Source organism: Streptomyces sp. NPDC048664, from assembly GCF_040650555.1.
Taxonomy (GTDB): Bacteria; Actinomycetota; Actinomycetes; order Streptomycetales; family Streptomycetaceae; genus Streptomyces.
Genome location: NZ_JBEZHK010000015.1, coordinates 15,499 through 40,605 on the forward strand (window position 1 = coordinate 15,499; position 25,107 = coordinate 40,605).

The following is a 25,107-nucleotide window of genomic DNA, read 5'->3' on the forward strand; positions in this document are numbered from 1 at the left end:
GGTCACGAGGACTTCCGGTGAGCACCGCCCGTGTCAGGAGTGGAGCTTGTCGAGGAAGGAGGACAGGTTGCCCACCGTCCGGGCGATCCGCTCCCGCGTGCTCAGCGTCTCCTCCATGCGCAGCGTGGCCTCGGGCGTCCTTCGGCCGCGCACGTAGAGGGAGCACGCGAGGTCGGCGCACATGTAGACGCCCACCGAGTTGCCCTCGCGACCCGCCGTGCCCGCCTTGCGGGCCGTCATCAGCGACACGCCGCTGCCGGGATGGGTGGTCAGGCACAGGGAGCACATGCTCCGATGCAGAAACCCGCGCTGCGACGAGGGAAAGCGCAGCGCGACCGCGACGAGCCGACCACCGTGCTCGGCCGCCAGGTAACTGCGATCGGGTGCGCCCGGATCCCGCCAGCCGAGGAAGTCCAGATCGTCCCAGGGGCGCTCCTCCAGGTCGCGGGGGATCGACAGGCGCTTGGCCTCGCCCTTGGAGCAGTTGATGAACGAGCTGCGGATGTCCTGCTCGGTGAGCGGCCTCATGACGGGTGTCCTTCCGGGTGCGGAACCCAGGGGTACGGCGGGGTGTGACACCCAGGAACCTAGGATCATTAGCTTCGGGCCTAAGGTATCCAGCCCCTTCGGGCGGGGCCAACGGGTTTTCGACCCGGCCGTGGGCCCCGCGGGGGAGCGGTCGCGCGGGAGCGATGTCGGACCCTCGTCCTAGGGTGAGCGCCATGGAGAGCACCGACGTGTGGCGGGTGAGGCTCGACCCGTGGGGCGAGGACGACTTCTGGCTGCTGCGCAGGAACAACAGCGCGGAGATGACGGAGCATCTGGGCGGCCCGGAGACCGAGGAGCGACTGGCGGCGCGGCACCGGCGCTACCTGGGGCTCGACTCCGGGCGGATGTACCGCGTCACCCTGGCGGACACCGGCCAGGCGGTGGGGGTCGTCGGCTTCTGGGAGCGGACGTGGGAGGGGGCGGCGGTCTGGGAGACGGGGTGGGGAGTGCTGCCCGAGTTCCAGGGGCGGGGCCTCGCGGCACGGGCGGCGCGCGCGATCGTGACGGAGGCGGCGGCCGCCGGCTCGCGCCGGTACCTGTACGCGTTCCCGAGTGTGCTCCATCACGCCTCGAACGCGGTCTGCCGGAAGGCCGGCTTCGAACTGATGGGGACGGCCGACTTCGAGTACCCCGAGGGGCACTGGATCACGTCCCACGTCTGGAGGGCCGACCTGGGCCCTCGGTGACGGGCCTGCCCCACGCGGCGCGGGGCCGCCCAGGACGGCGGACACCGACTCGGGCCTCCCGCCGGTGCCGGCGCGACGCGTCAGGCGCCCTGGGTCGGCTTCCCGGCGTGCGCGCTCACCTCCTGCTCCACCTCGCCGCGGATCCGGCCGTGCTCCTTCGCGTACTCCGTCATCTCGCCCTGGAGGTCGCGCTCGAGGTCCCGCCAGGCACGGATCGCGGTCTCGTACATGTCGCTCTGCTGCCTGGTCCACGGGGTGACGGTGGGAGGGCCGTACTGGTCGCGCAGCTCCGAGGCTCTCGCCTGTGCCTCGTTCGTCGCACGCTGCTTCTCCACGAGTACTTCGAAGGTGGTCGCCACGGCCCCGGATCCTAGGCGCGGTGGACCCTCGGTCCGGGCTGCGACCCGCGGGACCACCCCGCGGATCGACCGGTCGGCTCCGTGGGGCCCGGTCGGCCGCATCCGGCGGTTTCGCTCCCCGGGCCCCGCGGTACTCGGCGGCTGACCGGGGACAGGCCCGCGCCCCCGCGTGCGGCACGTCGCCTCGGCCGAGGAGGTCTGCCGTGACCGATCGACGTCACCGGGATCCTGGCCGGAAGAAGGGGCCGATCCCCCGCGACATGCCCGATCAGCAGGCCGGCGGGGGTGATGAGCGGCGGCGGGGCGAGGGCGACCGCGGCACGGAGCCGACGGAGCCCGTCGCACGGGCCGAACCCGAGGAGCCCTCGGACTGAGCAGGCCGTGCCCGGCCGGAAAAGGGCCTCGGCCGCGACGGGGGAATCGCGGCCGAGGCAGTCCTTGGTGGTACAGCTTGTTCAACTCAAAACTACCGGTCGGTGTTCCGGGAGACGGAACGCGGGGCTGTGACGTGTGTCACCTGTCGTGACTCAGGAGGCGGGCGTCGTCCGATCGCGTGTCCACTCCCGCACCTGCTCCGCGGTCCAGGCGGTGATCACCCGTTCGGGGGGCACCCCGCACTCCTCCGCGCGGGCGCAGCCGTGGATCTGCCAGTCCAGCTGGCCCGGCGCGTGCGCGTCCGTGTCGATCGAGAACAGCACCCCCGCGTCGACGGCCCGGCGCAGCAGCCGACGCGGCGGATCCAGCCGCTCGGGCCGGCTGTTGATCTCCACCGCCGTGCCCGACGCGGCGCAGGCCGCGAACACGGCGTCGGCGTCGAACCGGGACTCGGGGCGACCGCGCCCGGTGACCAGCCGTCCCGTGCAGTGCCCGAGCACGTCGGAGCGCGGATCGCGGACCGCGGCGATCATGCGGCGCGTCATGGGGCCCGCGTCCATGCGGAGCTTGGAGTGCACCGACACCACCACGACATCGAGGCGGTCCAGGAGATCCGGCTCCTGGTCGAGGGAGCCGTCGTCCAGGATGTCGCACTCGATACCGGTCAGCAGCCGAAACGGCGCCCAGCGCGCGTTGAGCTCCTCCACCACGGCGAGCTGCTCACGCAGCCGCTCGGCGGACAGCCCCCGGGCCACGGTGAGCCGGGGCGAGTGGTCCGTGAGCACCGCCCACTCATGTCCGAGCCGTGCCGCCGTACGGCCCATCTCCTCGATCGGGCTGCCGCCGTCCGACCAGTCGGAGTGCAGATGGCAGTCACCGCGCTGAAGGGCCCGCAGCCGCTCCCCACCGGCCCCGGCCGGATACCGGGCCTCTTGCTCCGCCTTCGCCAGGTAGGCCGGCGTCGTCCCGGCCAGCGCCTCACGCACCACCTGGGCCGTCTTGGGGCCGATGCCCCGCAGGGACTCCAGCGTCCCGGCGGCCGCGCGGGCGGCGACCTCGTCCGCCGGCAGCGCCGCCAGCACCCCCACGGCCGTGCGGAAGGCCCGCACGCGATACGTCGGCGCCCCGGCCCGCTCCAGCAGGAACGCGATCCGGTCCAGGGCCGCGACGGGATCCATCCGCACCTCCTCCACCCAGCGTTGCCCAGACGTCCCGGGTGCGCACCCGGGACGCGGCCGGGTACGTCCCGTCCGTCGAGCCGCTGAGTCGCGTGAGGGGCTCTACGCTCTATGCATGACCGAAATCTCCAGCCCGCACATCTCCCATCCGCGAATCATGGTGCTCGGTGTGCAGCCGGGCGAGCCGCCGTTCCGGATCGTGCAGGTGGACGGTGAGATGGTGGGTCGGGCGACGTCTCTGGTGGATGTGCTCGACGTGGCCTCGCAGGCCGGTGTCCCGGTCCATGACCTCGACGACCCCGACGTGGTGCGCTGGGTGGGCGGCGACAAGCTGACCTGGACACCGCGCCACGAGCCCGGACACCACGAGCGCGACCGCGGGGAACACCGGCCCCGCGGGTTCGGCCGCCGTCAGGAGCCCGCCGGTCCCGAGAGCGGGTGACGGCGCGCGGCCGCGCGCGGTCGGGGACGCAGGGTCAGGCCGTACGCGGCCTTCGGGCGTGCACGGCGCGCCCGAGCCGGCGGCCCAGCAGGAGGTAACCGAGCAGCGCGCCCGTGGTGTTGAGGATGACGTCGTCGATGTCGAAGGCGCGGCCGGTGATGAGCGCCCCCTGGACCAGTTCGACCGCCAGCATCACGATCGCGGTGATGAGGCCCACGCGCAGGAAGCGACGGGTCGCCGGGGCGAGGACCGGCAGGATCACCCCGAAGGGAACGCCGAGCAGGATGTTGCCGCCGATCTGCTTGACCGCGTCCCGCAGGGCGGGCTGCTCCAGATAGGCGCGCATCGAACGCCCGGGATGCAGATTGCTGTGGACCAGGGCCTGGGAAGCGGGCGAGGGTTCCAGCGTCGCCCGGGCCAGCGCCGCGGCGAAGGCCACCATCGCGGCGAACGCGACCACCATCGCCAGCAGGCGCAGGGGGAGCGGCAGCGGCCGCCGCTCCCCGGCCGCCGGCGCCGGGCCTCGCCCGCGGCCGGTCTTCGTGAGGCGGGCGCTCAATGCCGTGCGTGCCATGCGATCCTCCTGGTTTCACCATGGCCATGGACAACAGCGGATACCCGCGACACGGGCTCTGACTCCGGGCCGGTGAGGGGGCCCTGTGGAGGGGGCGCTCAGGTGCCGTACGACACCTTGACGTCCGTGAAGCCGAGGGACTTGAGGAGTCCTTCGAGCATGCTGGTGGTGTTCGCCTCGGCGCGGGTGGTCAGTTCGCTCTCCTTCGCCGCCTCGCCGATGTGCCGGACCGCCAGTTGCTGCACCGCACGCTCGTTGTTCGGGTTGTCCGAGAACAGGTCGCCGATCCGGTCCAGCAGGCCCCGCTGCTTGGACACGGCGTACGAGTGGTCGGGGTCGAGGGCCGCCTTGCCCAGCACCGCGTGCGGAAGCCGGAGCGTGGCCGCGGTGCGGTCGCCGTTGACGGTGACGTCCCGCCCGCCGACCTTGCCGAGGTCGACGTACGCGTCGACCGAGCCGGCGCCCACGTACAGCGTGCGGGTGCCGCGGATCGCCGACGGCAGGTACCTGGAGTCCTTCTCCAGGTCCACCACCACCTGGAAGTTGCCCGAGGCGGCCTCGTAGCGGCTCATGTCCTGGATGGACCGCAGGAGCGCCGGTCCCGAGCGGTCGTGCGTCTGCTCCCCGAACAGGTCGCGCAGACCCAGGGTCACGCTCAACCCCAGCCCGGCGACCAGCACGGCCAGAACCGCGACAAGGGCGATGACCGCCTTGACCCAGCCGGGCACCGGCCGCCTCGCGGTCGTCGGCGAGGGGTCACGTTTCGTGGACGTCGTCATGTCGAACGCCCTCCCTTCCCTTCCTCGATTGCCCACCATCTCCACCTCCACAACGCCCGGTTGGCTGAATTCACGCGCCCGTCGCGCAGCCGCCGCAGCGGCCGGCCGGCGTATGGGGTTGCGGTGAATCCGTGAGGCGTTTGAACACGGTCGCCGCCGGCTCCGTACACAGAGCAGGGATTCATCTGCCGTGACGGCCAGGACGTGGAGGAGTACTCCCTTGACACGCAATTCGCGCAGACGCCCAACAGGCGCGCGCCGCGCGACCTTCGGGGCGATCGCGCTGATACTGGGCGGAGGCGGCCTGGTGGCGGCCAATGTCTACGCCTCGGCGGCCGAGGGCGGCTGGGGCGGTTCGGGCGACGGCGACCAGGTGAAGTCGGCGACCGCCACCATCGACTGCCCCGACGTGGGCAGCAGGTTGACCGCGGTGCCGCAGCGGGCCAAGCCCGCCGTCGACAAGGAACTCGCCCTGCTCGACCAGCAGATCACCGAGGCCTACGCCCGGCTGGCCTCCACACGCCAGGCCCAGGCCGGCGACACGGGGTATGTGCAGAACGCGATCCTCGGACCGCTGCGGGACAAGCGCGGCGCCGTGCTCGACCGGATCGAGGCGGACTACCAGCAGGCCGGCGGCAGCGCGCCGGGCGACATGGACGGCCTGGCTCCCTGCACCGGGATGCCCGCCGACCAGGCGCAGCCCGGGGCCGGCGGCCAGAGCGCGTCGGGCGCGCCCGGTGACGGCGCCACGCAGCCGGGCGAAAGCGGCCAGAACAACGGCGGTCAGGACAACGGCCAGCAGCAGGGCACCGGCCAGCAGCAGGGCACCGGCGGCCAGGCGGCGGCCAGTGGCCCGGTCGCCTCGGACTTCGTGGACATCACCACCGTGCAGCCGAACGTCCGCAGGCCCCAGCAGCAGGCGAACGCCTCCACCGGTGGCTTCGTCACCAGGTGCGGCGTGAACGAGAACGGCAAGCACAACACCGACAACGTGATCGTGGCACCCGGCGTGACCAACGGCGCGCACCACCTGCACGACTACGTGGGCAACCAGTCCAACGACGCCTTCGCCACCAACGACACCTTCGCCGCGGCGCAGACGAGCTGCGAGAACCAGGGCGACAAGTCGTCGTACTACTGGCCGGTGGTCCGGGTCCAGGACGGCACGCAGGACTTCGACCAGAACGCGGACGGCGGCGGCAAGGAAGGCAACGTCGGCCGGATCCTGGTCGCCAAGCAGGCCGAGATCAAGTACGTGGGCAGCCCCACCGCCAAGGTCGTCGCGATGCCCCGGTTCCTGCGGATCATCACCGGTGACGCCAAGGCCTTCACCAACGGGCCGGGCAACGCCAACGCGCACTGGAGCTGCACCGGCTTCGAGGACAAGGTCCAGCTGACGGACAAGTACCCGATCTGCCCGCAGGGCAGCCAGGTGGTGCGGTCCTTCGCCTTCCAGAGCTGCTGGGACGGCCAGAACATCGACAGCGCCAACCACCGCACGCACGTGGCGTTCGCCGACGCGGACGGCAACTGCCAGAACGGGTTCAAGGCGATCCCGCAGCTGACGATGCGGCTGGTGTACGACATCCCGCGGCCCACCGTCGAGAACGGCCAGGTCAAGAACCCCTACGCGGTGGACGGCTTCCCCGAGCAGCTGCACAAGCCGATCACCGACCACGACGACTTCATCAACGTCATGGACGACGGCCTGATGAACCAGGTGGTCGACTGCGTCAACACCGGCCGGCAGTGCGGCGGCGGTTCGGACGGCGGCGGCTCCGGCAACGGTGACAACGGCGGCACGGGCAACGGTGGCGACAACGGCTCCGGCTCCGGCGCCGGTGACACCGGCAACGGCACCGGCACGGGCGGCAACGGCGCCGGTACCGGCACCGGCGCTGACACCGGCAACGGCGCGGACGGCAACGGCGGCAGCGGCACCGGCGGCGACCAGACCGCACAGCCCCCGGCCGCCAGGCCGGGCACGGTCGTGACCGACGCCCCGGAGAGCGCGACCTCGGGCGCGGGCTCCGCCGGCGGTCATGGCCACGCCGCCGCCACCCCCAAGGCGGCCCAGGGCGGTGCGTCCGTCACACCGGAGAGCGCCACGGACAGCGGCAGCGGTGCCCGGTCGGCCCAGTCGAACCAGACCGCGCCTGCGAACGAGGCCGCCGCGGCGCCGGCCGCGTCGCAGACGGCCGCCGTCGGCGGCGGCAGCCCGGCGGTCCCGGTGCAGACCGAGCCGCAGGCGTCGGGCGGCGGCCTCGCCGAGACCGGCGCGCACCTGTGGCCGGCCGCGATCGGCGCGGTCTTCGTCGGCGCGGGACTCCTGCTCCTGCGCCGGATCGGACGCCGTTCCCTCTGACGGCCTGCCCGACCCACCCGACCCGCACGCGCACGCCGAGGCGGCGCGCCCCGTTCACTCCCGGGACGCGCCGCCTCGGCGTGCGCCATGAGCCGCCTCAGTCCATCAGCAGGACCAGCTTGCCCGTGGTCCGGCCGGTGTCGCCGAGCTCGTGCGCCGTGGCGGCCTCGGCCAGCGGGAACGTCCCGGCGAGGGTGGCGCGCAGCTCGCCCCGCTCCACGAGGTCCGCGATCCGTGTCATGCCGTGGTGGTCGGCGTCGACCAGCATCTCCGTCGCCCGCACCCCGAGCTTCTCCGCCTCCAGCGGCAGTTCCTTCGAGCCGCGCGGCAGGATGGTGACCAGGATCCCGCCCTTGCGCAGGGTCCGCAGGGAACGCTGGACGTAGTCGCCGCCGATCGTGTCCAGGACGACGTCGACGTCCCGGACCGCCTCGGCGAAGTCCGTCTCGCGGTAGTCGACGAGTTCGTCGGCGCCCAGGCCGCGCACGAAGTCGTGCTTGCCCGCGCTGGCCGTACCGATCACATACGCGCCCCGCGCCTTCGCGATCTGCACGGCCACATGGCCGACCCCGCCGGCGGCCGCGTGGATCAGGACCCGCTGCCCCGGCTGGACGTCCGCCGTCTCGACCAGCGCCTGCCAGGCGGTCAGCGCGACCAGGGGGAGCGCACCCGCCTGGGCGTGGTCGACGGACCGGGGCTTGTGGGCGAAGGCGTGCGCGGGGGCCGTGACGTACTCGGCGTGGGAGCCGTGCCCGAACGGATACGCCAGCATGCCGAAGACCTCGTCGCCGGGCTGGAAGAGGGCGACGCCGATCCCGGTCTCCTCGACGACCCCGGAGACGTCCCAGCCGAGGACGAAGGGGGGCTCGCCGAGGAATCCGCCGTTCTCGCGGTGCTTCCAGTCGGTGGGGTTGACGCCGGCGGCGCGTACCCGGATCAGGATCTCGTTGGGGCGCGGGGCGGGACGCTCGACCTCGACGACCCGCAGGACGTCGGGACCGCCGAGGACGTCCTGGCTGATGGCGCGCATGGTGTTCACAGTGCTCATGGTGAACCAGCCTGCCCGGGTCCGCCCGAGGGGAAAATGGCAGAATGGACAACCTTCGATATGATCCTGCCATGCATGTGGAACGGATCGTGGTCCTGGCGCTGGACGGCGCGTACCCCTTCGAGCTGGGCATCCCCAGCCGGATCTTCGGCGCCGCCGACGGGAGGTACGAGGTGCTCACCTGTTCGGTGGACGGCGGCCCGGTGCGGACGAACGCGGACTTCTCCGTCGTGGTCGAGCACGGCCCCGAGATCCTCGCCACCGCCGACACGGTGGTGGTCACCTCCATGCCCACCACGCACATCACCACGGAGCTCCCCGACGAGGTCGCCGCCGCGCTCGCGCGCATCCGCCCCGACGCGCGCATCGTGTCGATCTGCACGGCCGCCTTCGTGCTGGCCGCCGCCGGGTTCCTCGACGGCCGCAGGGCGACCACGCACTGGCAGGTGGTCGACCTGTTCCGCCGGATGCACCCCCAGGTCGACCTCGACCCCGACGTCCTCTTCGTCGAGGACGGACGGGTGCTCACCTCGGCCGGCGCGGCCTCCGGGGTCGACATCTGCCTGCACATCGTGCGCACGGACCACGGCAGCGAACTGGCCAACGCGGTGGCCCGCCGCTGCGTGGTGCCGCCGTTCCGGGACGGCGGCCAGGCGCAGTACATCGAGCAGCCGGTTCCCGCGCAGGGTGTCGCGAGCACGGCGGACGCCCGCGCCTGGGCCCTCGACCACCTCGGCGAGCCCATCGCGCTGTCGGAGCTGGCCCGCCGGTCGGGTATGAGCCTGCGCACCTTCGCCCGCCGGTTCAACGAGGAGGTGGGCCTGAGCCCCGGCCGCTGGCTCATCCAGCAGCGCGTCGTGCGGGCCCGCCATCTGCTGGAGTCCACCGATCTGCAGGTCGACCAGATCGCGGGCGAGGTCGGCTTCGCCACGGGTGCCTCACTGCGGCAGCACCTGCATTCGGCCATCGGTGTTTCCCCGCAGGCCTACCGGCGCACGTTCCAGGCGGCCCACTGACCTCCGCCCCCTGCTCGCGGGTAACGTGGCAGCGTTTTGCCGTTGTCACAGGGGGAGTCGACGTGTCGGGCAGCCTCGCGCCGGTCGGGTGGGGACAGAGCGAGCAGGCGATGTGGGCGGCCTACCGCCGTGGCGAGTGGTACGCGGGCGGCCCGGACATCCGGGCCGAGGCGATCCGGCGGCTGCTGCTCGCGCCACCGCCGGCCGAGCCGGGACACCTGGCCCGGCTGCGCCTCGAGGGCGTCCGAGTCACCGGGCGCCTCGACCTCGCCGAGGCGCACGTCGAGGGCACCCTGAAGTTCCGCGACTGCCGGTTCGAGCGGGCGCCGCATCTGGAGGGGGCGTCGCTCGGCGCGCTGGAGCTGCGCGACTGCGAAGTGCCGGGCGTGTCGGCGGCGGGTGTGTCGATCGGCTGGAAGTGGGAGCTGACCGGCTGCCGGCTGACCGGCCCCCTGAACCTGTCGGGCGCGGACATCGGCGGCACGCTGCGCCTCACGGACAGCGAGCTGGACGGCGGCGTCGATCTGCGGGACGCCTCGGTCCAGGGCAGCGTCGACCTGCGCGCCAGCACCCTGCGGGTGCCGCGGGGGACCGCGCTACGGGGCAACCGGTTGCGCGTCGGAGGGGATCTGGACTGCCGGGGCGGGCTGGTCGCCGAGGGCGCGGTGGACCTGTGCGACGCCCGGCTCGGCGGCGGCGCGCTCTTCGAGGGCGCGACCCTCAGCCGCGCGGACGGACCGGCGCTGCGCGCCCACGGCATAGACGTGGGCGCCGAGTTCGACTGCCGCGGCGGTTTCACCGCGCACGGCAGGATCTCACTGAGCAACATCACCGTGCGCAGCCGTATCTCCTTCGACGACGCCGTCATCGACGTCCCCGCCGGACAGCCCGCGCTGACCTGCCGGCGCACCGTCGCCGCCGAACTCGACCTCGGCACCCGCGAACCCGTGCACGGTACCGTCGACCTCAGCCACACCCGCGTCACGGTCCTGCGCGCGGCACCCGGGCGCGGACCGCGCGCCCTGCGCCTCGAAGGGGCCGTCTACGACACCCTGCTGCCCCAACTCCCCGCCGCCCAGAGGCTCCCGCTGCTGGCCGGCGACCCCGAGGGCTTCACCCCGCAGCCGTACGAACGCCTGGCGGCCGTGTACCGGCAGCACGGCAGGGACGCCGACGCGCGCACCGTGCTGCTCGCCAAACAGCGCCGACTGCGCGGCACGTTGGCCCGGCCGGGCAGGGTGTGGAGCGCGCTGCAGGACATCACCGTCGGCTACGGCTACCAGCCGCTGCGTGCCGTGTGGTGGCTCGTCGCCATGATGCTCACCGGCACGCTGCTCTTCAGCACATGGCCGCCGCGGCCCGTCGAAGCGGGCAAGGGGCCGCACTTCCAGGCGGCCATCTACACCTTCGATCTCCTGCTGCCGCTCGTCGACTTCGGGCAGGAACAGGCGTACGCCTCCCGGGGGCCGCTGCAGTGGGCGGCCGTCGCCCTCGTCTGCCTGGGCTGGCTGCTCGCCACCACGGCCGCGGCCGGGGCCAACCGCATGCTGCGTCGCGCCGACTGAATCCGGGGGACCGGGATATCCGGGGTACGTACGCGGGCGGGGCGCCGCCCGCCCCGAGACCGTACGGAGGAACCATGGCACTGGTGGTGGCGGGCATCGTGGTCCTGGACTGCGCCGAGCCCGAGAAACTCGCCGCGTTCTACCGGGAACTGCTCGATGCCGAGGAGAGCCACGTCAGCGCGAACCGCGTGGAGATCCGGAGCGCGGACGGGATGCGGATGGCGTTCCGCCGGGACGCCAACGCCACGCCGCCGAGCTGGCCCAGGCCCGAGAACTCCCTTCAGGCCCATCTGGACTTCGTGGTCGAGGACCTCGACGCGGCCGAGCGCAAGGTGGTCGCCCTCGGCGGCCGCCCGCTGGAGGCGAAGGACGCGCCGGGGCCGTACGAGGAGCGCGGCTGCGCCGACCCCGCCGGACACTCCTTCACCCTGATGACGAACAGGACCGCGGCACCCAAACTGGGCTGAGGGGACCGGCTTTCCGGCGCCCCCGCCGTGTGAGACGCACCCTCGGGGGGCAGTCGGGCCGTGTGAGCAGGACATCCTCCGACACGCAAGGGCCGCACGGGACGGTGGACCGTTCTCCCGTCGGCCATGACCCTTCGAACGCGGACGGATCCGGGGACGGTGCCGCGGCGCAGCGGACGCCCGGATCCCCCGACCGCAGGACACGGATCACGGTGCTCGTGGCGCTGGCCGCGAACCTGGTGATCGCCGCCGCCAAGGCCGTGGGCGGCGTCGTCGCGGGCTCACCCGCCCTGCTGTCGGAGGCCGCGCACTCGGTGGCCGACAGCCTGAACGAGGTCTTCCTGCTCGCCGCGTTGCGCCGCAGCCGCCGTCCGCCCGACCGGCGCCATCCCTTCGGCTACGGCAAGGAGCGGTACTTCTGGTCGCTGCTGGCGGCGGTCGGCATCTTCGTGATGGGCGGCTGCTTCTCCGTCTTCCAGGGCGTCGAGGCGCTGCACGGCGGAGCCCGGGAGTCGCACCAGGGCTACGTGGTGGGGCTCGTCGTGCTCGGGGTGGCGCTGGTCTCGGAGGGCGCGTCCCTGCTGCGCGCCCTCCACCAGGCGCGCCGGCAGCGCGGCACCGCCTCGCACGGGCTGCGGGACCCGGCGCTGCGCACGGTCGTGGCGGAGGACGGCGCGGCGGTGCTCGGGATCCTCCTGGCCGGCGTCGGCATGGCGCTCCACATGGTCACCGGGAACGTGGTCTGGGAGGCCTCCGCCTCGCTGGCCATCGGCGTGCTCCTCGTCTACGTCGCCTACGTCCTCGGCCGCGACGCCCGCGACCAGCTGATCGGCAAGGCGGCCGACCCCGAGACGCGCCGCCGCATCCAGGACGTGCTGGACGGGCAGCCGGAGATCGACAGCGTGGAGCAGCTGCTCACCATGGAGCTGGGGCTCGACACCTTTCTGGTGGCGGCCCGCGTGGATCTGGTGCCGGGGCTGGAGAGCGAGGAGGTGGAGGAGGCCGCGATACGGATCAAGCGCCGTGTCACGCGCGCCGTCCCCGAGGCCCACCAGGTCTTCCTCGACATCACGGACGCCCCGACCCGGGCGGCGGCCGGCGGCGAGGAGGGCCCCGCCGAGACGGGGGAGCGCGGCGAGGTCTGAGAGGCGGCGGCCCGGCCGCGAGAGCAGCCTCGCGCGGCTTCCCCGGCCCTGTCGGACAGGGGAGCCGTCCCAGGGCCGGGGCGGGATGCGGGCCCGGCCCCGGCCCCGGCCCCAGTGCCGGACCGCGCCCGGCCGGGTTGAGGCAACGCACACGAGGGATCATTCTGGAGCATATGGAGCAAGTCGCCGCTGCGGCGATCGTCGATGCCCGGGGCACGGTGACGGGATGGAGTGACGGTGCCCGGGAGCTGACGGGCTACCCGGCCGAAGAGGCCGTGGGGCGCGCGGCGCGGGACCTGCTGGCCGAGGACGTGATGGCTCCGGCGCTCACCGCGCTCACCGGCACCGTGGTGGTGCGGCACCGCGACGGACATCCCGTGCCGCTGTGCCTGACCGCGTACGCGGTCACGGGTGCGGACGGCGCCGTGCAGGGCTTCGTCGTCACCACCGCCCCCGAGGCCGCGGACGCCATCCTGGTGGCCCGCGCCTTCCAGCAGGCACCGGTCCCGATGTCCGTGTTCGACACCGGGCTGCGCTATCTGCGGGCCAACGACCGGGCCGGGGAGATCCTGCGCGTCGACGCGGCCGGTCTGGCCGGACAGTACTACCCGGGCCACGGCGCAGAGGGGAGCGCCGCCTCCGACCGGCGCTTCCACCACCATCTCTCCCAGGTCGCCGAGACCGGGCTGCCCGTGCACTACGAGAGCTACAACCGGGGGCCCGACGACCACCGGGAGCACGCCTGGACCATCGACATGTGGCCGGTGCACACCGAGCCGGGCGAGGTGACCGCCATCGCCTTCGCCGCCGTCGACAACAGCGAGCAGCACTGGTCGCGCCAGCGCCTGGTCCTGCTGAACGAGGCCGCCACGGCGATCGGCACGACGCTGGACGTGCCGCACACGGCGGAGGAACTGCTCGAAGTCGTCATCCCCCGCTTCGCCGACTTCGCCAGCGTGGACCTGCTCGACTGGGTCATGGACCGGGACGAGCCGCCCAAGGGGGCCCTGGACGACCTGGTGCTGCGCCGCATCGCCCACCGCTCCGTCAACGAGGGCACACCCGAGGCAGCCGTCCCGCTCGGGGACACCGACACCTGCGCGTCCTACTCACCGCCGGCCCGGGCGCTGCGGGAGGGCCGGGCCGTGCTGCGGCGCGGGGGCGAGGCGGACTTCGACCGCTGGATCCAGGAGCGCAACTCCCGGGGCGTCGGGGACGCGGAGTACCGCAAGGGCGCGCACTCCCTGGTGACCGTGCCGCTGATGGCCCGCGGCACCACCCTGGGCGTGGCGGTGTTCGTGCGGATCACCAACCCCGACCCGTACGCGGCCGACGACGCGGTCCTCGCCGAGGAACTGGTGAGCCGGGCCGCCGTCTGCGTCGACAACGCCCGCCGCTTCGCCCGCGAGCGCTCCAACGCGCTCGCCCTCCAGCACAGTCTGCTGCCCCGGGGCCTGTCCGAACAGGCGGCGCTCGACGTCGCGCACCGCTACCTGCCCTCCGGATCGCTGGCGGGCATCGGCGGTGACTGGTTCGACGTGATCCCGCTGTCCGGCGGCCGGGTCGCCCTGGTCGTCGGCGACGTGGTCGGGCACGGCATCCGCTCCTCGGCCACCATGGGCCGGCTGCGGACCGCCGTACGCACCCTGGCGGACGTCGACCTGCCGCCCGACGAACTGCTCACCCACCTGGACGACCTGGTCACCCATCTGGCTGGGGAGAGCGGCGAGGAGGTCGGGGAACTGGGCGCGACCTGCCTGTACGCGGTCTACGACCCCATCTCGCGCCGCCTGGCCCTGGCCGCCGCGGGCCACCCCCCGCCCGCGGTCCTCACCCCCGAGGGCGGCGCCCGGCTCGTCACGATGTCCGCCGGACCGCCGCTCGGCGTCGGCGGACTGCCCTTCGAGGAGACGGAGCTGGAGCTGCCCGAGGGCTCGCTCATCGCGCTCTACACCAACGGGCTGATCGAGGGCCGCGACCGCGACCCCGACCACGGTGCCTGCGCGCTGTGCCATGCGATGGAGAGCGCGCGCGGCTCCCTGGACGACCTGTGCGACAAGGTCGTCAAGTCGGTGCTGTCCGACGAACCCGGCGACGACGTGGCCCTGCTGCTGGCCCGCACCCGGGCCCTGGGCGCCGAACAGGTCGCCACCTGGGAGGTCCCGTCCGACCCCTCCTGTGTCGCCACCGCCCGCCAGCAGGCCATCGAGCAGCTGACCGAGTGGGGCCTGGACGAGGTCGCGTTCGTCACCGAACTCGTGGTCAGCGAGCTGGTCACCAACGCGATCCGCTACGGCGGCACGCCCATCCAGCTGAGGCTCATCCGCGACCGCTCGCTGATCTGCGAGGTCTCCGACGGGAGTTCCACCTCACCGCATCTGCGCCGGGCGCACGCCTACGACGAGGGCGGTCGGGGCCTGCTGCTGGTCGCCCAACTCACCCAGCGCTGGGGCAGCCGGCAGACCAGCGAGGGGAAGACGATCTGGGCCGAGCAGCCGCTGCCTCCCGCCTGACCACGGGCACGGGCCCGACGGCGGACGGGCCGCCCGACGCGTGCCGCGCCGCACGGCCCGCCACCGCCGCACGCTCACTTCCCGGTCGGCTCCAGCACGAACACGGGGATCTCACGATCGGTCTTCTTCTGGTACTCGGCGTAGGGCGGGAACGCCGCCACCGCCCGCTCCCACCACGCGGCCTTCTCCTCGCCCGTGACCTCGCGCGCCGTCATCTCCTGGCGCTCGGGTCCGTCCTGGAGCTCGACCGTGGGGCACGAGGTGACGTTGAAGTACCAGACGGGGTGCTTGGGCGCGCCGCCCTGCGAGGCCACCACCGCGTACCGGCCCTCGTGCTCGACACGCATGAGCGGAGTCTTGCGGATCTTGCCGCTCCTGGCGCCCAGGGTCGTCAGGATGATCACCGGAAGCCCCGTGTCCAGGAGCGTCGTCCCCTGGGTGCCACCGGAACTCTCGTACAGATCGACCTGTTCGCGTACCCACTGCGTCGGGCTGGGTTCGTACTCGCCCTCAAGAGGCATGGCCTTGATCCCCTCATCGCGTACGACTGCTGTCACGGCCGTGGCCCGGATGCCCTGGCGCACGCCCGGGAACCACGCGCTTCAGGATTCAACACCAGTGGGCCACCGTTTCATCCACGCCACGCGCCCGCACCCCGCCCCCGGGCCGACCCGGCGAATCCGGCCAGCGGTCGGCCCGGGAACCGGGCGCGGGGGTGACCGATTCCCGTCAGGTCGGTGCCAGGAGCGTGCGCACCGCCAGGGCCGCCATCACCGCGCTGGAGACCAGCGCCGTCACCAGCCGCCCCCGCCGGCCGGTCAGCGCCCGCCCGAGCAGCGCACCGCCCCCGGCGAGGGCCAGCTGCCAGCTCGCGGACGCGGCGAAGGCCGCGAGGACGAACAGGCCCTGCTCCACCGGCCCCGCCGCCCCACCGGAACGGCCGCCGAGCACAAGGGCCGCGAAGTACACCACGGTCGTGGGGTTGAGCAGCGTGATCCCCAGCAGTCCCAGATACGCCCGCAGGGGCCCCGGCGGCACCGCGCGCCGTGCGTCGTCCACCGCCGTGCGGTGCCGGCGCAGCGCCGTGTGCGCACCCCGCACGGCGAGGGCGGCGAGCACCAGGGCGGACGCCCAGCGCAGCGGGACCAGGACCGGCTGGAGGGCGGCGGCGAGCGCGCTGCCGCCGACCGTCGCCACCAGGGCGTAGACGCCGTCGGCGGTGGCCACCCCGAGCGCGGCGCACACGCCGGTGCGCAGCGAGGCACGGGCGGTGAGGGAGACGAGATAGGCCGCCACGGCCCCGACGGGCACGGCGATGCCGTAGCCCGCGACGAGGCCCGCGACCAGCGCGCCCGTCATGTCCGGGGCGGCGCGTGCCTCCGCGGACGGCGGGCCCGCTGTCGGCCCCGCACCGGCGAGGCGGTGGCGCGGGAGGACGGCGGGGAGGCGTCGAACGTCGGCATGCGCAGATCCTGGAGCACCGGGGACGCCCGGACAAGCGATTTACCATGGCTCGTACGGGAGCGCGTGACGGCGCGCCGTCACGCGGCCCGGTCGGCAGGCGGCGCACTTCGGCCACCTACGGCATCCGGTGGATCTGTCCGAACTTCGGGTGGCCATGTAGATGCCTCGGGCATCTAATGAAGATCGGAAAGAGCGAATCTTCGCGGTGCGAGGTCACAGATCGTGTGAGGTCACAGATGACGAAAACCGGTACGACCACCACAGAACCCGTCGCCTTCCCCCAGGACCGCACCTGCCCCTACCACCCGCCGGCCGCCTACGACCCCCTGCGCGAGGAGCGCCCCCTCAGCCGGGTCACCCTCTACGACGGTCGCGATGTCTGGGTGGTCACCGGACACACCACCGCCCGGGCGCTGCTGGCCGACTCGCGCCTGTCCTCCGACCGCAACCGCGCGGCGTTCCCGATGATCAACAAGCGCTTCGCCGCCGTCCGCGACGGCCGCCGGCTCGTCCTGCTCGGCGTCGACGACCCCGAGCACCACACCCAGCGCCGCATGCTGGTCCCGAGCTTCACCCTCAAACGGGCCACCGCGATGCGCCCGCGCATCCAGGAGACGGTCGACCGGCTGCTCACCACCATGGAGGCCGCGGGGCCGGGCGCGGAACTGGTGAGCGCCTTCGCGCTGCCCCTGCCGTCGATGGTGATCTGCTCCCTGCTCGGTGTCCCCTACGACGACCACGACTTCTTCGAGGAGCAGTCCCGCCGGCTGCTGCGCGGCCCGTCGGCGGACGACTCCCGCGACGCCCGGGACAAGCTCGACGGCTACCTCGGTGAGCTGATCGACCGCAAGCGCGCGGAGCCGGGGGACGGACTGCTCGACGAGCTGATCCAGGAGCAGTTGCACAGCGGCGGCCTGGACCGCGAGCAGCTGATCTCCATGGCGACGCTCCTGCTGGTCGCCGGGCACGAGACGACGGCCAACATGATCTCGCTGGGCACGTTCACCCTGCTGCGCCATCCCGAGCAGCTCGCCGAACTGCGGGCCGCGCCGGAGCTGATGTCCGCCGCGGTCGAGGAACTGCTGCGCTTCCTGTCCATCGCGGACGGACTCGTGCGCGTGGCCACCGAGGACATCGAGATCGGGGGCACCGTCATCCGGGCCGACGAGGGCGTCCTGTTCTCCACGTCCGTCATCAACCGGGACGCCACCGCCTTCCCCGCGCCCGACGCCCTGGACTGGCACCGCTCCTCCCGCCACCATGTCGCCTTCGGCTTCGGCATCCACCAGTGCCTCGGGCAGAACCTGGCCCGGGCCGAGTTGGAGATCGCGCTCAGCACCCTCTTCGAGCGGTTTCCCGGACTGCGGCTCGCGGCCCCGGCGGACCAGATCCCCTTCAAACCGGGCGACACGATCCAGGGGATGCTGGAACTCCCCGTGACCTGGTAAGAGGCTGTGACCATGACCGGCGACATCTCCATCACCATCGACAGGGACGTCTGCATCGGGGCGGGCCAGTGCGCCCTCACCGCGCCCGGCGTCTTCACCCAGGACGACGACGGCTTCAGCGAACTGCTCCCCGGCAAGGAGGACGGCGGCGGCGACCCGCTGGCCCGGGAGGCCGCCCGCGCCTGCCCGGTGGGCGCCATCACCGTCTCCGAGAACGCGCCCGGGGCGGTCCCCGAGGACGTCTGAGAGCAGGAAGCCGCCGCCCCGGGGCCGCCGCGCGAGCGGTCGGTCCTGGGGCGGCGGTGTGTCCCCGCGCCGAATTCACCGTCCGCACGCGCGCCCGACGTACTGACAATTTGTCAATTCGGCTTCGCCCGGTGTGTGCGCGTCGCCGTATTGACAGCTTGTCAATTCGGCCGTGTCCTGCGGGAAAGCGGGAACCGGGCGCGCGCTTGTTCGGACAGGGTGACCTGTGCAAAAGTGGTCCCGTCGGCGCGGGGTCGTCATTTCCGCCGCAAAGGCCGGTGTCGCCGTCGCTCTCCCTTCGTACGAGCCGTATTCGGAGAGTGTTCGTAAAGCTGCTTGCCCAATGGACGCTTCCCGATTGCCGTGCGCCGGGTCGTGCGCCCATTGGTATGGACTGAGAACGGGCGCAGGGGGTTCTGGAAGACCGTGGACGTGAAAAACGGAGTCCAGCAGAATTTTCCCGGCCCCGATGCCCCCGCCTTCCGTGAGTTCACGGACGAACAGCTCGCGGCGCAACTGAAGAAGGCCGCCGGGAAGAGGCCCGTCCACCAGCCGATCGGTGAACTCCTCGGCCGCCACTGGGAGGCCGCCTACGCCTACGCCCGACTGCTCACGGACGGCCCGCACCCCGCCGGGATGCTCAGCACGGCGGCGTTCACCCGGCTCTTCGAGGATTCCGCGCGTCAGGGCGGACCGACCGCGGCCTGGCGGCCCCAGTTGCTCGTGACCATTCGGAGGCTGGCCGGGGAGTGGGACGCCGACCACCGGCACACCCTCCTGAACCCGTCCCTGCGCTCCGCCCCCGGAGCCCGCCTCGCCGTCCGGCTGCTACCCCCCGAGAACCGCAGACTCGTCACCCGCGCCTTCCAGCGGCTCTCCGAACCCGCGCGCTGCCTGCTGTGGCACGGCGAGGTCGAGCGCGAGGACGTCACCACCCCCGCCGCCCTGCTCGGCATCGACCCCGACGACGCCGCCATGAGGTGGGCGCGCTCCCGCGACATGCTGCGCGAGATATGCCTGGACGTGCACCGGGAGTTCGCCCCCGACCAGGAGTGCCGACGCTACGCCCGCCTCCTGGACGTCTCCCTGCGCCGGGACGGCGGCCTCATCGACCTCGACCTGCGCCGTCACATGGACGGCTGCCTCCACTGCCACCACGCGGCCGAGCAACTGGAGGGCTACGACCACCGGTTGCCCCTCCTGCTCGCCGAGGGAGTGCTCGGCTGGGGAGCCCAGGCCTACCTCGACGCCCGGGGCACGGCCGTCCCGCCGACCGAGGCCGCGGCGCCCGTGCCCGCGCCCGTGCCCGTCGGCGGGGAGCCGCTCGTCGACGCCGCCGACGTCCGCCCGGCGCCCCCGGCCGCGCCCGCCGCCCGGGCGCCCGAGGCGGCACCCGGGCCTCGCGCCGGCGTCGGCCCCGCGCGCACCCCCGGCGCCCAGGCTCGCTTCACCCGCGCCGCCTCCGCCGTGCTCGGCGCCCGCTGCTCCGCCGCGCACCGCGCGCCCGGCCGTACGCCGCAGCCGTGGCAGCTGGCACTCGCCGTGGCCGCGGTCGGCGCGCTGGTCGTCGTCCCCCTGGTCGCCTGGTCCGGCGACAGCTCGGGTGGACAGCCGACGGCGGCGCCGGCGGGGCCGTCCGGTTCTCCGGGGCCGACGCGCACGAGCGGATCCGGGCCCGCCCCGCGGGTGGGCACGATGGCCGATGTGCCCACGGGCGCCTTCGAGGGCCGGCTGCGCAACGAGGACAGCGGCCTGTGCGTCGGCCTCCTGCGGGGGCGGCCGGTCGCGGGCGCGGAGGCCGCCCTGGTCCCCTGCGGCTCCGCCGCGACCCAGCGGTGGTCGTACACCGCCGACGGACGGCTGCGCAGCGCCGCCGCACCGCGTCTCTGCCTCGACTCCCACCTCGGCTACTCGGTGCAACTCGCGGCCTGCGCGGGACGTTCCGAGTCCGACGGGAAGAACGTCCGGTACGACTTCACCCGCCAGGGCGGCCTCGTGCCGCGCTGGAACGAGACGCTGGGCCTGACGCCCGCCTCGTCCGACCAGGGCGCGGCACTCGTGCTGAAGCCGCGTACCGAGGACGCGACGCAGCGCTGGCTCGCCCAGGCCTTCGGCGCGCAGCCGATGGAGTCGGTCGACTGGGCGGGCTCCACCGTGCCGGCCTCCCCGAGCGGGACACCCTCGCCCGCCCCGTCCCGGACGGCCGAGCGGCACACGCCGACGCGGGCCTGGACGCCGAAGGCCGCGCCGGCGACGAGCGGACCTCCCGCGCGGTCCACCCCGGTGGGGCACGACCGCGGCGACCGTCCGGGGCACGGCGGTCACGGGGGGCGCGTCGGTTCCGGAGGGCAGGACGGCCACGGGGGAGAGCCGGACACCGGCGGGGACCGGGCGGAACACCGCGGCTGGGGCGGCGCCCGCTGACTCCCGGCCGCGGCCGGTGCCCTCCCTTCCTGCCGCTCCGCTCACTCCTCCAGCAGGCTCAGCTCCGCCCAGATCGTCTTGCCCTCGGCGGTGTGCCGGCTGCCCCAGCGCTGGGTGAGCTGGGACACCAGCAGCAGGCCCCGGCCGCCCTCGTCGTAGGTCCTGGCCCGCCGCAGATGCGGGGCCGTGTGGCTGCTGTCGGAGACCTCGCAGATCAGCGTGGTGGCGTCGTGGATCAGCCGGAGCCGGATCGGCGGGTCGCCGTACCGCAGGGCGTTGGTGGCCAGTTCACTCACCACCAGCTCGGCCGTGAACACGCTGTCGCTCAGGTTCCAGTCCGCGAGCTGTCCGACCACATGCCTGCGGACCGTCGCGACCAGCGCCGGATCGGCCGGCATCGCCCAGGTCGCCACCTGGGACGCGGGCAGCCCGCGCGTGCGGGCGAGCAGCAGTGCCACGTCGTCGTTGACGCCGCACCGCGGCAGCAGGGCGCGCAGGATCCGGTCGCAGGCGTCGTCGAGCGAGTCCGCGGCCCCGCCCGGAGCCGGCGCGGTGGACGGATCACCCGCGAGAGCCGAGCACAGCAGGCGGCGGTTGGCGTCGGCGTCCTGGCCGTGCCCCTCGACCAGCCCGTCCGTGTACAGGCCCAGCACCGTGCCCACGGGCAGGTCGACCTCGGCCGACTCGAAGGGCGGCCCGCCCAGGCCCAGCGGCGGCCCGCTCGGCATCTTGACCTCCCGGGGGGACTCGCCCGGCGCCATCACGACCGGCGCGGGACGACCCGCCCGGGCAAGCGAACACCTGCGTGAGACGGGGTCGTACACCGCGGACAGGCAGGTGGCTCCCACCTCGCCCGCGGCGGCGTCCGCACCGCTGTCGTGGCAGAGGCGGACGACCAGGTCGTCGAGGTGGGTGAGCAGTTCGTCGGGCGCCAGATCGATGTCGGCGAGTGTCTGCACGGCGGTCCGCAGCCGCCCCATCGTCGCGGACGCCTGGATGCCGCGCCCGATCACGTCCCCGACGACCATGGCGACCCGCATCCCCGACAGCGGGATCACGTCGAACCAGTCCCCGCCCACCCCGGCGCGGGCCGCGGGCAGATAGCGGGAGGCGGCGTCCAGGGCGGCGACGCGGGGCAGGGTGCGCGGCAGGAGACTGCGCTGCAGGGCGAGCACGGTCCTGCGCTCGCGGGAGAAGCGCCGAGCGTTGTCGATGCAGACGGCGGCCCGCGCGGTGATCTCCTCGGCGAGCAGCACGTCGTCGGGCGTGAAGGGGTCCGGGCGCCGGAAGCGGGTCAGCACCGTCACTCCGACCGTCCCGCCGCGTGCCGTGATCGGCACCGACATCGTGGAGTGCACGCCGAACTCGTGCACCCAGGGGCGCGGGGACCTCCTCGCCGGGGGCGAGCAACTCCGCGGCGGGGCGGCCCTCCGCCTGGCCGGGCTCGTAGCCGAGCAGCTCACGGGCGTGGTCGTTCCACCGGACCAGTACACCGCTGTCGTCGACGACGGCCCGTGCCGTGGCGGTCCCGCCGGAGCGGGAGGGAAGGACCGGGCTCATCGACGCCACTCCCTTACTCCCGGTGACCGAGCACCGTCACCCGTGTTCCAGCCTAGGGCCTCCCACCTGGGGCCGCCCGGGGTGGGGCCGGGCTGGAGAGAACCGCTGGGCGCGCCCGCTCCGGTACCGCTCACATCCTCCTCTGACCTGGTTGTATTTACCGGTGAGTACCCTCGCGGGTAGCGTGTGCCGCATGCCAGCCCTCAACGTGGAGTTCAGTGACCGTGAGCTGGAGGACCTCCGGCAGATCGCCAAGGAGCGCGGTACGTCGATGAAGGCCCTCGTACGGGAGGCCGCCGCGGCCGACATCGCGCGGCACCGCGCGCTCAAGGAGGGTGCCGAGACGTTTCGGCAGTTCTTCGCCGCGCACGCCGCGGAGTTCGCCGCCGCCTTCCCCGAGGACGAGCCCACCGCCTTCGCGCGGGACGGGATCGCGGGCAGGAGCCGGGGGCGGGGGGCCTGACCCATGGCCGACTCCGTCATCCACATCGACGTGCCCTGGCTGCTGCAACGCCACGAGGAAGTGCTGCCGGGGCAACCGGTGATCAACGACTTCTCCGCGCTGGTCGCCGCCGTCGCACGCCACCGGGTGGATCCGCCGCGCCTGGGTGTCGACTCCGATCCCGCCTGGCGCGCCGCCGCCCTGCTGCACACCCTGGCGCTGCTCAAGCCGCTGCCGTCGGCCAACGCCCGCTTCGCCTGCGCCACGGCGGTCGCCTACATGTTCGTCAGCGGTGCCGGCATCGACCCGCCCTACGGTGCCCTGGTCGACCTCACCCGCGATCTGATCGCCGCCAAGGCCGATGTCTACGCCGCCGCCGACCGACTGCGGTCCTGGCAGATATGACGCGCCGAGCGGCCCGAACCGGTTCGGGCCGCTCTCACGGCGCGCGTGCGTTTTCGAATTCCGGTACACGTGTGCGACGTTGACGCCGAGTGCTGATTGTCGTTCACATCGGTGCCGATGTTGTTCCTGTGCCTTGTTGGCCCTCCGTGACATGTGCGAGGGTTGCTTTTCCGTGCATGGGCAGTGCCGCCCGAATCGCCGCTCGTCATTCACGGCCGCAGGAGAGCTCAAAAGGCGTACCCTCCGTCGGCGGTCGCGGTGGCCTTCATCCGTGGCCTTTCCCGTGCCACGTCTGATCCGCCGATACGGGCCGCGCCGATCCGGGCCCTCCCGGCGCCAGAACTCCGTGTGCCGCCTTGCGCCGTGGAAGGAAAGCCCAGTGCACACCCCCCACCCCCCGCGTCCGTCCTACCCTCCCCGCCCCGGCATGCCCCCCGGGGAGTCCGACGAGAGTCTCGCCGTCGCGTTCCGCGGCCGTCCCGCCGGTGAGGTGACCGAGCCCGTCGCCCTGCTGATGGCCCGGCACTGGCGATCGGCGCACGACTACGCCGTCATCTGCCTGGCCTCCAGAAGCGACACCGCCTCGATGGTCACCGCCACCGCGTTCCACCGTGTGCTCGGCCACCTCCAGCGTTCGGGGTCCGCGACGGCGCTGCGCCCCCACCTGCTCGTGGCCGTACGGGACACGGTCCGGCAGTGGTCGGCGCGGGAGGGGATATCCGGCGCCCTGCCCGAACTGGACAAGCCCGCGGGCGGCCGCGGACTGCGTGCCGCCAAGACCCTGACCCGGGAGAACCGGGGCCTGGCCGAGCGCTCCTTCCAGTCCCTGCCCGGGCTCGCCCGGTGCCTGCTGTGGCACACAGAGGTGGAGGCGGAGCACGTCTCCGTCCCGGCCGTGCTCCTCGGCATGGACTCCGAGTCCGCGGCGGCGGCCCTGGAGCAGGCACGCGAGCAGTTCCGGGCGGCCTGTGTACGCTCCCACCGGGAACTGGCGCCGACCGACGAGTGCCGCTTCCACAACCGGCTCCTCGACGTTCCCCTGCGCCGGGGCGGCACCCTGCTGCCGGACGTGCGCCAGCACCTGCTGGAGTGCCGCTACTGCCGCGGCGCCGCCGAGCAGTTGAGCCACTTCGAGGGCGGACTCGGCGGGCTGCTCGCCGAAGCGGTCCTGGGCTGGGGCGCGCGACGCTACCTGGACTCCCGCCCGGGCCGTGCCGCGCGGGGTGGCGGTGGCGGCGCCCTGGGCGGCGGTGCCCTTCTCGGCCGCGGGCGGCCGGGTGGCGGGCGCCACCGGCTGCTGTCCTCGGCCCCCTCGCCCGTCCGCGGCGTGCTGCGCGCCCTGCCCGGGGAACCGGGCACCCGGGCGCTGCTGACCGGGGTGGGCCTCGCCGCGGCGGCGGTGCTCGCGACCTTCCTCGTCGTGGGCATGTGGTCGGACGGCGACGGCGCCGACCCGGTCGCCTCCACCAGCACGAGCGACGGTGCCCCCACCTCGCTGGCCCCCGGCCCGGGGGCGTCGGCTGCGTCCTCGCCCGCCGGCGCGGCCGACCGGCCCGTGGCCCCCCGGCAGACCAGACTGCGGGACCTGTCCGACGGGCTGTGCCTCGACGTCCGCGGCGCGGTGCGCCCGGGCGCCTCCACCGAGCTCGCGGCGTGCTCGTCGGTGTGGACCCAGCAGTGGTCGTACGAGAGCGACGGGCGGCTGCGCAGCGCCGCCGATCCGGGGCTGTGCCTCGACTCCCGCGCGACGAGCGGGGTCGCCACCCTCAGCCGGTGCGAGGACGCCACCGGGGCGCACGCCGACGACGTCCGCTACGACCTCACCGTGCGGGGGGAACTGCTGCCCCGGGGGAACGGGAGGCTCGCCGTCACGCCCGCCGCCGGCGAAGCGGGCGCCGACATCGTCGTCAAGGACCGCGACGCCTCGGATCTCCAGCGATGGGCGACCGACGGACGCACGCCGACGACCCGGTCCCGTTCGGTCACGGGGACGGGCGAGCCGTCGCGGACGCCACCGCCGTCCGGCGGTCCGGGCCTCGGTTTCTGAACGCTCCCGC

The 25,107-nt window shown here is 73.5% G+C and carries 24 protein-coding genes and 1 pseudogene; 15 read left to right on the forward strand and 10 right to left on the reverse strand.

The genetic code is table 11. From position 1 onward, the window contains the following. Window positions 1-33 precede the first annotated feature (33 nt). A complete protein-coding gene (locus tag AB0C59_RS17945) occupies window positions 34-528 on the reverse strand; it encodes an FBP domain-containing protein (protein WP_363005521.1) in 495 nt (164 codons plus the stop codon). A 194-nt stretch (window positions 529-722) separates the two neighbouring features. Between AB0C59_RS17945 and AB0C59_RS17950 the strand changes: the two genes are divergently transcribed. After that, complete coding sequence (locus AB0C59_RS17950) at window positions 723-1,235, forward strand: GNAT family N-acetyltransferase (RefSeq protein ID WP_363005523.1); 513 nt, start codon at window positions 723-725, stop codon at window positions 1,233-1,235. A gap of 80 nt (window positions 1,236-1,315) precedes the next feature. Here the strand turns inward: AB0C59_RS17950 and AB0C59_RS17955 are convergent, their stop codons facing one another. Further along, window positions 1,316-1,594 (reverse strand): hypothetical protein, encoded by a 279-nt coding sequence (locus AB0C59_RS17955; RefSeq protein ID WP_363005525.1) that lies wholly within the window; start codon window positions 1,592-1,594, stop codon window positions 1,316-1,318. A 203-nt stretch (window positions 1,595-1,797) separates the two neighbouring features. Between AB0C59_RS17955 and AB0C59_RS17960 the strand changes: the two genes are divergently transcribed. After that, the gene (locus tag AB0C59_RS17960; RefSeq protein WP_363005527.1) at window positions 1,798-1,968 is read left to right on the forward strand and encodes a hypothetical protein; all 171 of its coding nucleotides are present in this window, start codon (window positions 1,798-1,800) and stop codon (window positions 1,966-1,968) included. 153 nt (window positions 1,969-2,121) lie between these two features. On the opposite strand, the gene AB0C59_RS17965 is transcribed toward AB0C59_RS17960, so the two are convergent. Next, window positions 2,122-3,147 (reverse strand): PHP domain-containing protein, encoded by a 1,026-nt coding sequence (locus tag AB0C59_RS17965; RefSeq protein ID WP_363005529.1) that lies wholly within the window; start codon window positions 3,145-3,147, stop codon window positions 2,122-2,124. Window positions 3,148-3,262: 115 nt separating this feature from the next. Here AB0C59_RS17965 and AB0C59_RS17970 point away from each other — a divergent pair, with 115 nt between their 5' ends. After that, window positions 3,263-3,589 (forward strand): hypothetical protein, encoded by a 327-nt coding sequence (locus AB0C59_RS17970; RefSeq protein ID WP_363005531.1) that lies wholly within the window; start codon window positions 3,263-3,265, stop codon window positions 3,587-3,589. Between the two features lie 34 nt (window positions 3,590-3,623). Here AB0C59_RS17970 and AB0C59_RS17975 read toward each other — a convergent pair whose 3' ends face one another. Both AB0C59_RS17975 and AB0C59_RS17980 read right to left on the reverse strand, forming a co-directional pair. Then, on the reverse strand, window positions 3,624-4,163 hold the full coding sequence (locus AB0C59_RS17975) for a VanZ family protein (RefSeq protein ID WP_363005533.1): 540 nt from the start codon (window positions 4,161-4,163) through the stop codon (window positions 3,624-3,626). Between the two features lie 98 nt (window positions 4,164-4,261). Beyond that, window positions 4,262-4,942 carry a DUF4230 domain-containing protein gene (locus tag AB0C59_RS17980; protein ID WP_363005535.1) on the reverse strand — a complete coding sequence of 227 codons (681 nt, stop codon included), beginning with the start codon at window positions 4,940-4,942 and terminating at the stop codon, window positions 4,262-4,264. 220 nt (window positions 4,943-5,162) lie between these two features. On the opposite strand from AB0C59_RS17980, the gene AB0C59_RS17985 reads away from it, so the two are divergent. Beyond that, a complete protein-coding gene (locus AB0C59_RS17985) occupies window positions 5,163-7,307 on the forward strand; it encodes a DUF1996 domain-containing protein (protein WP_363005537.1) in 2,145 nt (714 codons plus the stop codon). Window positions 7,308-7,404: 97 nt separating this feature from the next. Here the strand turns inward: AB0C59_RS17985 and AB0C59_RS17990 are convergent, their stop codons facing one another. Next, window positions 7,405-8,355 (reverse strand): NADP-dependent oxidoreductase, encoded by a 951-nt coding sequence (locus AB0C59_RS17990; RefSeq protein WP_363005539.1) that lies wholly within the window; start codon window positions 8,353-8,355, stop codon window positions 7,405-7,407. A 71-nt stretch (window positions 8,356-8,426) separates the two neighbouring features. Between AB0C59_RS17990 and AB0C59_RS17995 the strand changes: the two genes are divergently transcribed. From AB0C59_RS17995 to AB0C59_RS18015, 5 genes are all read left to right on the forward strand, one after another. Further along, window positions 8,427-9,371: a helix-turn-helix domain-containing protein gene (locus AB0C59_RS17995; protein ID WP_363005541.1), complete on the forward strand. Its 945-nt coding sequence runs from the start codon at window positions 8,427-8,429 to the stop codon at window positions 9,369-9,371. A gap of 62 nt (window positions 9,372-9,433) precedes the next feature. Beyond that, on the forward strand, window positions 9,434-10,936 hold the full coding sequence (locus tag AB0C59_RS18000) for a pentapeptide repeat-containing protein (protein ID WP_363005543.1): 1,503 nt from the start codon (window positions 9,434-9,436) through the stop codon (window positions 10,934-10,936). Window positions 10,937-11,010: 74 nt separating this feature from the next. Beyond that, complete coding sequence (locus tag AB0C59_RS18005; RefSeq protein WP_363005545.1) at window positions 11,011-11,403, forward strand: VOC family protein; 393 nt, start codon at window positions 11,011-11,013, stop codon at window positions 11,401-11,403. 206 nt (window positions 11,404-11,609) lie between these two features. Further along, window positions 11,610-12,548, forward strand: a complete 939-nt coding sequence (locus tag AB0C59_RS18010; protein WP_363005791.1) for a cation diffusion facilitator family transporter — start codon at window positions 11,610-11,612, stop codon at window positions 12,546-12,548. 173 nt (window positions 12,549-12,721) lie between these two features. Continuing rightward, complete coding sequence (locus AB0C59_RS18015; RefSeq protein WP_363005547.1) at window positions 12,722-15,061, forward strand: SpoIIE family protein phosphatase; 2,340 nt, start codon at window positions 12,722-12,724, stop codon at window positions 15,059-15,061. Window positions 15,062-15,135: 74 nt separating this feature from the next. On the opposite strand, the gene AB0C59_RS18020 is transcribed toward AB0C59_RS18015, so the two are convergent. Continuing rightward, window positions 15,136-15,582, reverse strand: coding sequence for a nitroreductase family deazaflavin-dependent oxidoreductase (locus AB0C59_RS18020; RefSeq protein ID WP_363005548.1), 447 nt, complete (start codon window positions 15,580-15,582; stop codon window positions 15,136-15,138). A 208-nt stretch (window positions 15,583-15,790) separates the two neighbouring features. Next, window positions 15,791-16,420 (reverse strand): LysE family transporter, encoded by a 630-nt coding sequence (locus AB0C59_RS18025; protein WP_363005549.1) that lies wholly within the window; start codon window positions 16,418-16,420, stop codon window positions 15,791-15,793. 341 nt (window positions 16,421-16,761) lie between these two features. Here AB0C59_RS18025 and AB0C59_RS18030 point away from each other — a divergent pair, with 341 nt between their 5' ends. The 3 genes from AB0C59_RS18030 (at window position 16,762) to AB0C59_RS18040 (ending at window position 20,643) form a co-directional block, all read left to right on the forward strand. Beyond that, window positions 16,762-17,973: a cytochrome P450 gene (locus tag AB0C59_RS18030; protein ID WP_363005551.1), complete on the forward strand. Its 1,212-nt coding sequence runs from the start codon at window positions 16,762-16,764 to the stop codon at window positions 17,971-17,973. 24 nt (window positions 17,974-17,997) lie between these two features. Beyond that, on the forward strand, window positions 17,998-18,219 hold the full coding sequence (locus AB0C59_RS18035) for a ferredoxin (RefSeq protein ID WP_363005793.1): 222 nt from the start codon (window positions 17,998-18,000) through the stop codon (window positions 18,217-18,219). A 432-nt stretch (window positions 18,220-18,651) separates the two neighbouring features. Further along, window positions 18,652-20,643, forward strand: coding sequence for an RICIN domain-containing protein (locus AB0C59_RS18040; protein ID WP_363005553.1), 1,992 nt, complete (start codon window positions 18,652-18,654; stop codon window positions 20,641-20,643). A gap of 41 nt (window positions 20,644-20,684) precedes the next feature. Here AB0C59_RS18040 and AB0C59_RS18045 read toward each other — a convergent pair whose 3' ends face one another. Both AB0C59_RS18045 and AB0C59_RS18050 read right to left on the reverse strand, forming a co-directional pair. Beyond that, entirely contained in the window at window positions 20,685-22,106 is a 1,422-nt protein-coding gene (locus AB0C59_RS18045) for a SpoIIE family protein phosphatase (protein ID WP_363005555.1), read from the reverse strand. Continuing rightward, window positions 22,051-22,203 (reverse strand): annotated as a pseudogene (locus AB0C59_RS18050) (PAS domain-containing protein); the annotation flags it as partial. The pseudogene AB0C59_RS18050 and the gene AB0C59_RS18045, both read right to left, overlap by 56 nt. Window positions 22,204-22,396: 193 nt before the next feature. Here AB0C59_RS18050 and AB0C59_RS18055 point away from each other — a divergent pair. From AB0C59_RS18055 to AB0C59_RS18065, 3 genes are all read left to right on the forward strand, one after another. Then, complete coding sequence (locus AB0C59_RS18055) at window positions 22,397-22,666, forward strand: hypothetical protein (RefSeq protein WP_363005557.1); 270 nt, start codon at window positions 22,397-22,399, stop codon at window positions 22,664-22,666. 3 nt (window positions 22,667-22,669) lie between these two features. After that, on the forward strand, window positions 22,670-23,050 hold the full coding sequence (locus AB0C59_RS18060; RefSeq protein WP_363005559.1) for a toxin Doc: 381 nt from the start codon (window positions 22,670-22,672) through the stop codon (window positions 23,048-23,050). A gap of 427 nt (window positions 23,051-23,477) precedes the next feature. After that, window positions 23,478-25,097, forward strand: a complete 1,620-nt coding sequence (locus tag AB0C59_RS18065; RefSeq protein WP_363005561.1) for an RICIN domain-containing protein — start codon at window positions 23,478-23,480, stop codon at window positions 25,095-25,097. Window positions 25,098-25,107 lie beyond the last annotated feature (10 nt).

Excerpts from the sequence above, each read along its gene's own strand:
- AB0C59_RS17945 (WP_363005521.1), bottom strand. The coding sequence starts at position 528 with ATGAGGCCGCTCACCGAGCAGGACATCCGCAGCTCGTTCATCAACTGC.
- AB0C59_RS17950 (WP_363005523.1), top strand. The coding sequence starts at position 723 with ATGGAGAGCACCGACGTGTGGCGGGTGAGGCTCGACCCGTGGGGCGAG.
- AB0C59_RS17965 (WP_363005529.1), bottom strand. The coding sequence starts at position 3,147 with ATGGATCCCGTCGCGGCCCTGGACCGGATCGCGTTCCTGCTGGAGCGG.
- AB0C59_RS17970 (WP_363005531.1), top strand. The coding sequence starts at position 3,263 with ATGACCGAAATCTCCAGCCCGCACATCTCCCATCCGCGAATCATGGTG.
- AB0C59_RS17975 (WP_363005533.1), bottom strand. The coding sequence starts at position 4,163 with ATGGCACGCACGGCATTGAGCGCCCGCCTCACGAAGACCGGCCGCGGG.
- AB0C59_RS17980 (WP_363005535.1), bottom strand. The coding sequence starts at position 4,942 with ATGACGACGTCCACGAAACGTGACCCCTCGCCGACGACCGCGAGGCGG.
- AB0C59_RS17990 (WP_363005539.1), bottom strand. The coding sequence starts at position 8,355 with ATGAGCACTGTGAACACCATGCGCGCCATCAGCCAGGACGTCCTCGGC.
- AB0C59_RS17995 (WP_363005541.1), top strand. The coding sequence starts at position 8,427 with ATGCATGTGGAACGGATCGTGGTCCTGGCGCTGGACGGCGCGTACCCC.
- AB0C59_RS18005 (WP_363005545.1), top strand. The coding sequence starts at position 11,011 with ATGGCACTGGTGGTGGCGGGCATCGTGGTCCTGGACTGCGCCGAGCCC.
- AB0C59_RS18015 (WP_363005547.1), top strand. The coding sequence starts at position 12,722 with ATGGAGCAAGTCGCCGCTGCGGCGATCGTCGATGCCCGGGGCACGGTG.
- AB0C59_RS18020 (WP_363005548.1), bottom strand. The coding sequence starts at position 15,582 with ATGCCTCTTGAGGGCGAGTACGAACCCAGCCCGACGCAGTGGGTACGC.
- AB0C59_RS18025 (WP_363005549.1), bottom strand. The coding sequence starts at position 16,420 with ATGACGGGCGCGCTGGTCGCGGGCCTCGTCGCGGGCTACGGCATCGCC.
- AB0C59_RS18030 (WP_363005551.1), top strand. The coding sequence starts at position 16,762 with ATGACGAAAACCGGTACGACCACCACAGAACCCGTCGCCTTCCCCCAG.
- AB0C59_RS18055 (WP_363005557.1), top strand. The coding sequence starts at position 22,397 with ATGCCAGCCCTCAACGTGGAGTTCAGTGACCGTGAGCTGGAGGACCTC.
- AB0C59_RS18060 (WP_363005559.1), top strand. The coding sequence starts at position 22,670 with ATGGCCGACTCCGTCATCCACATCGACGTGCCCTGGCTGCTGCAACGC.
- AB0C59_RS18065 (WP_363005561.1), top strand. The coding sequence starts at position 23,478 with ATGCCCCCCGGGGAGTCCGACGAGAGTCTCGCCGTCGCGTTCCGCGGC.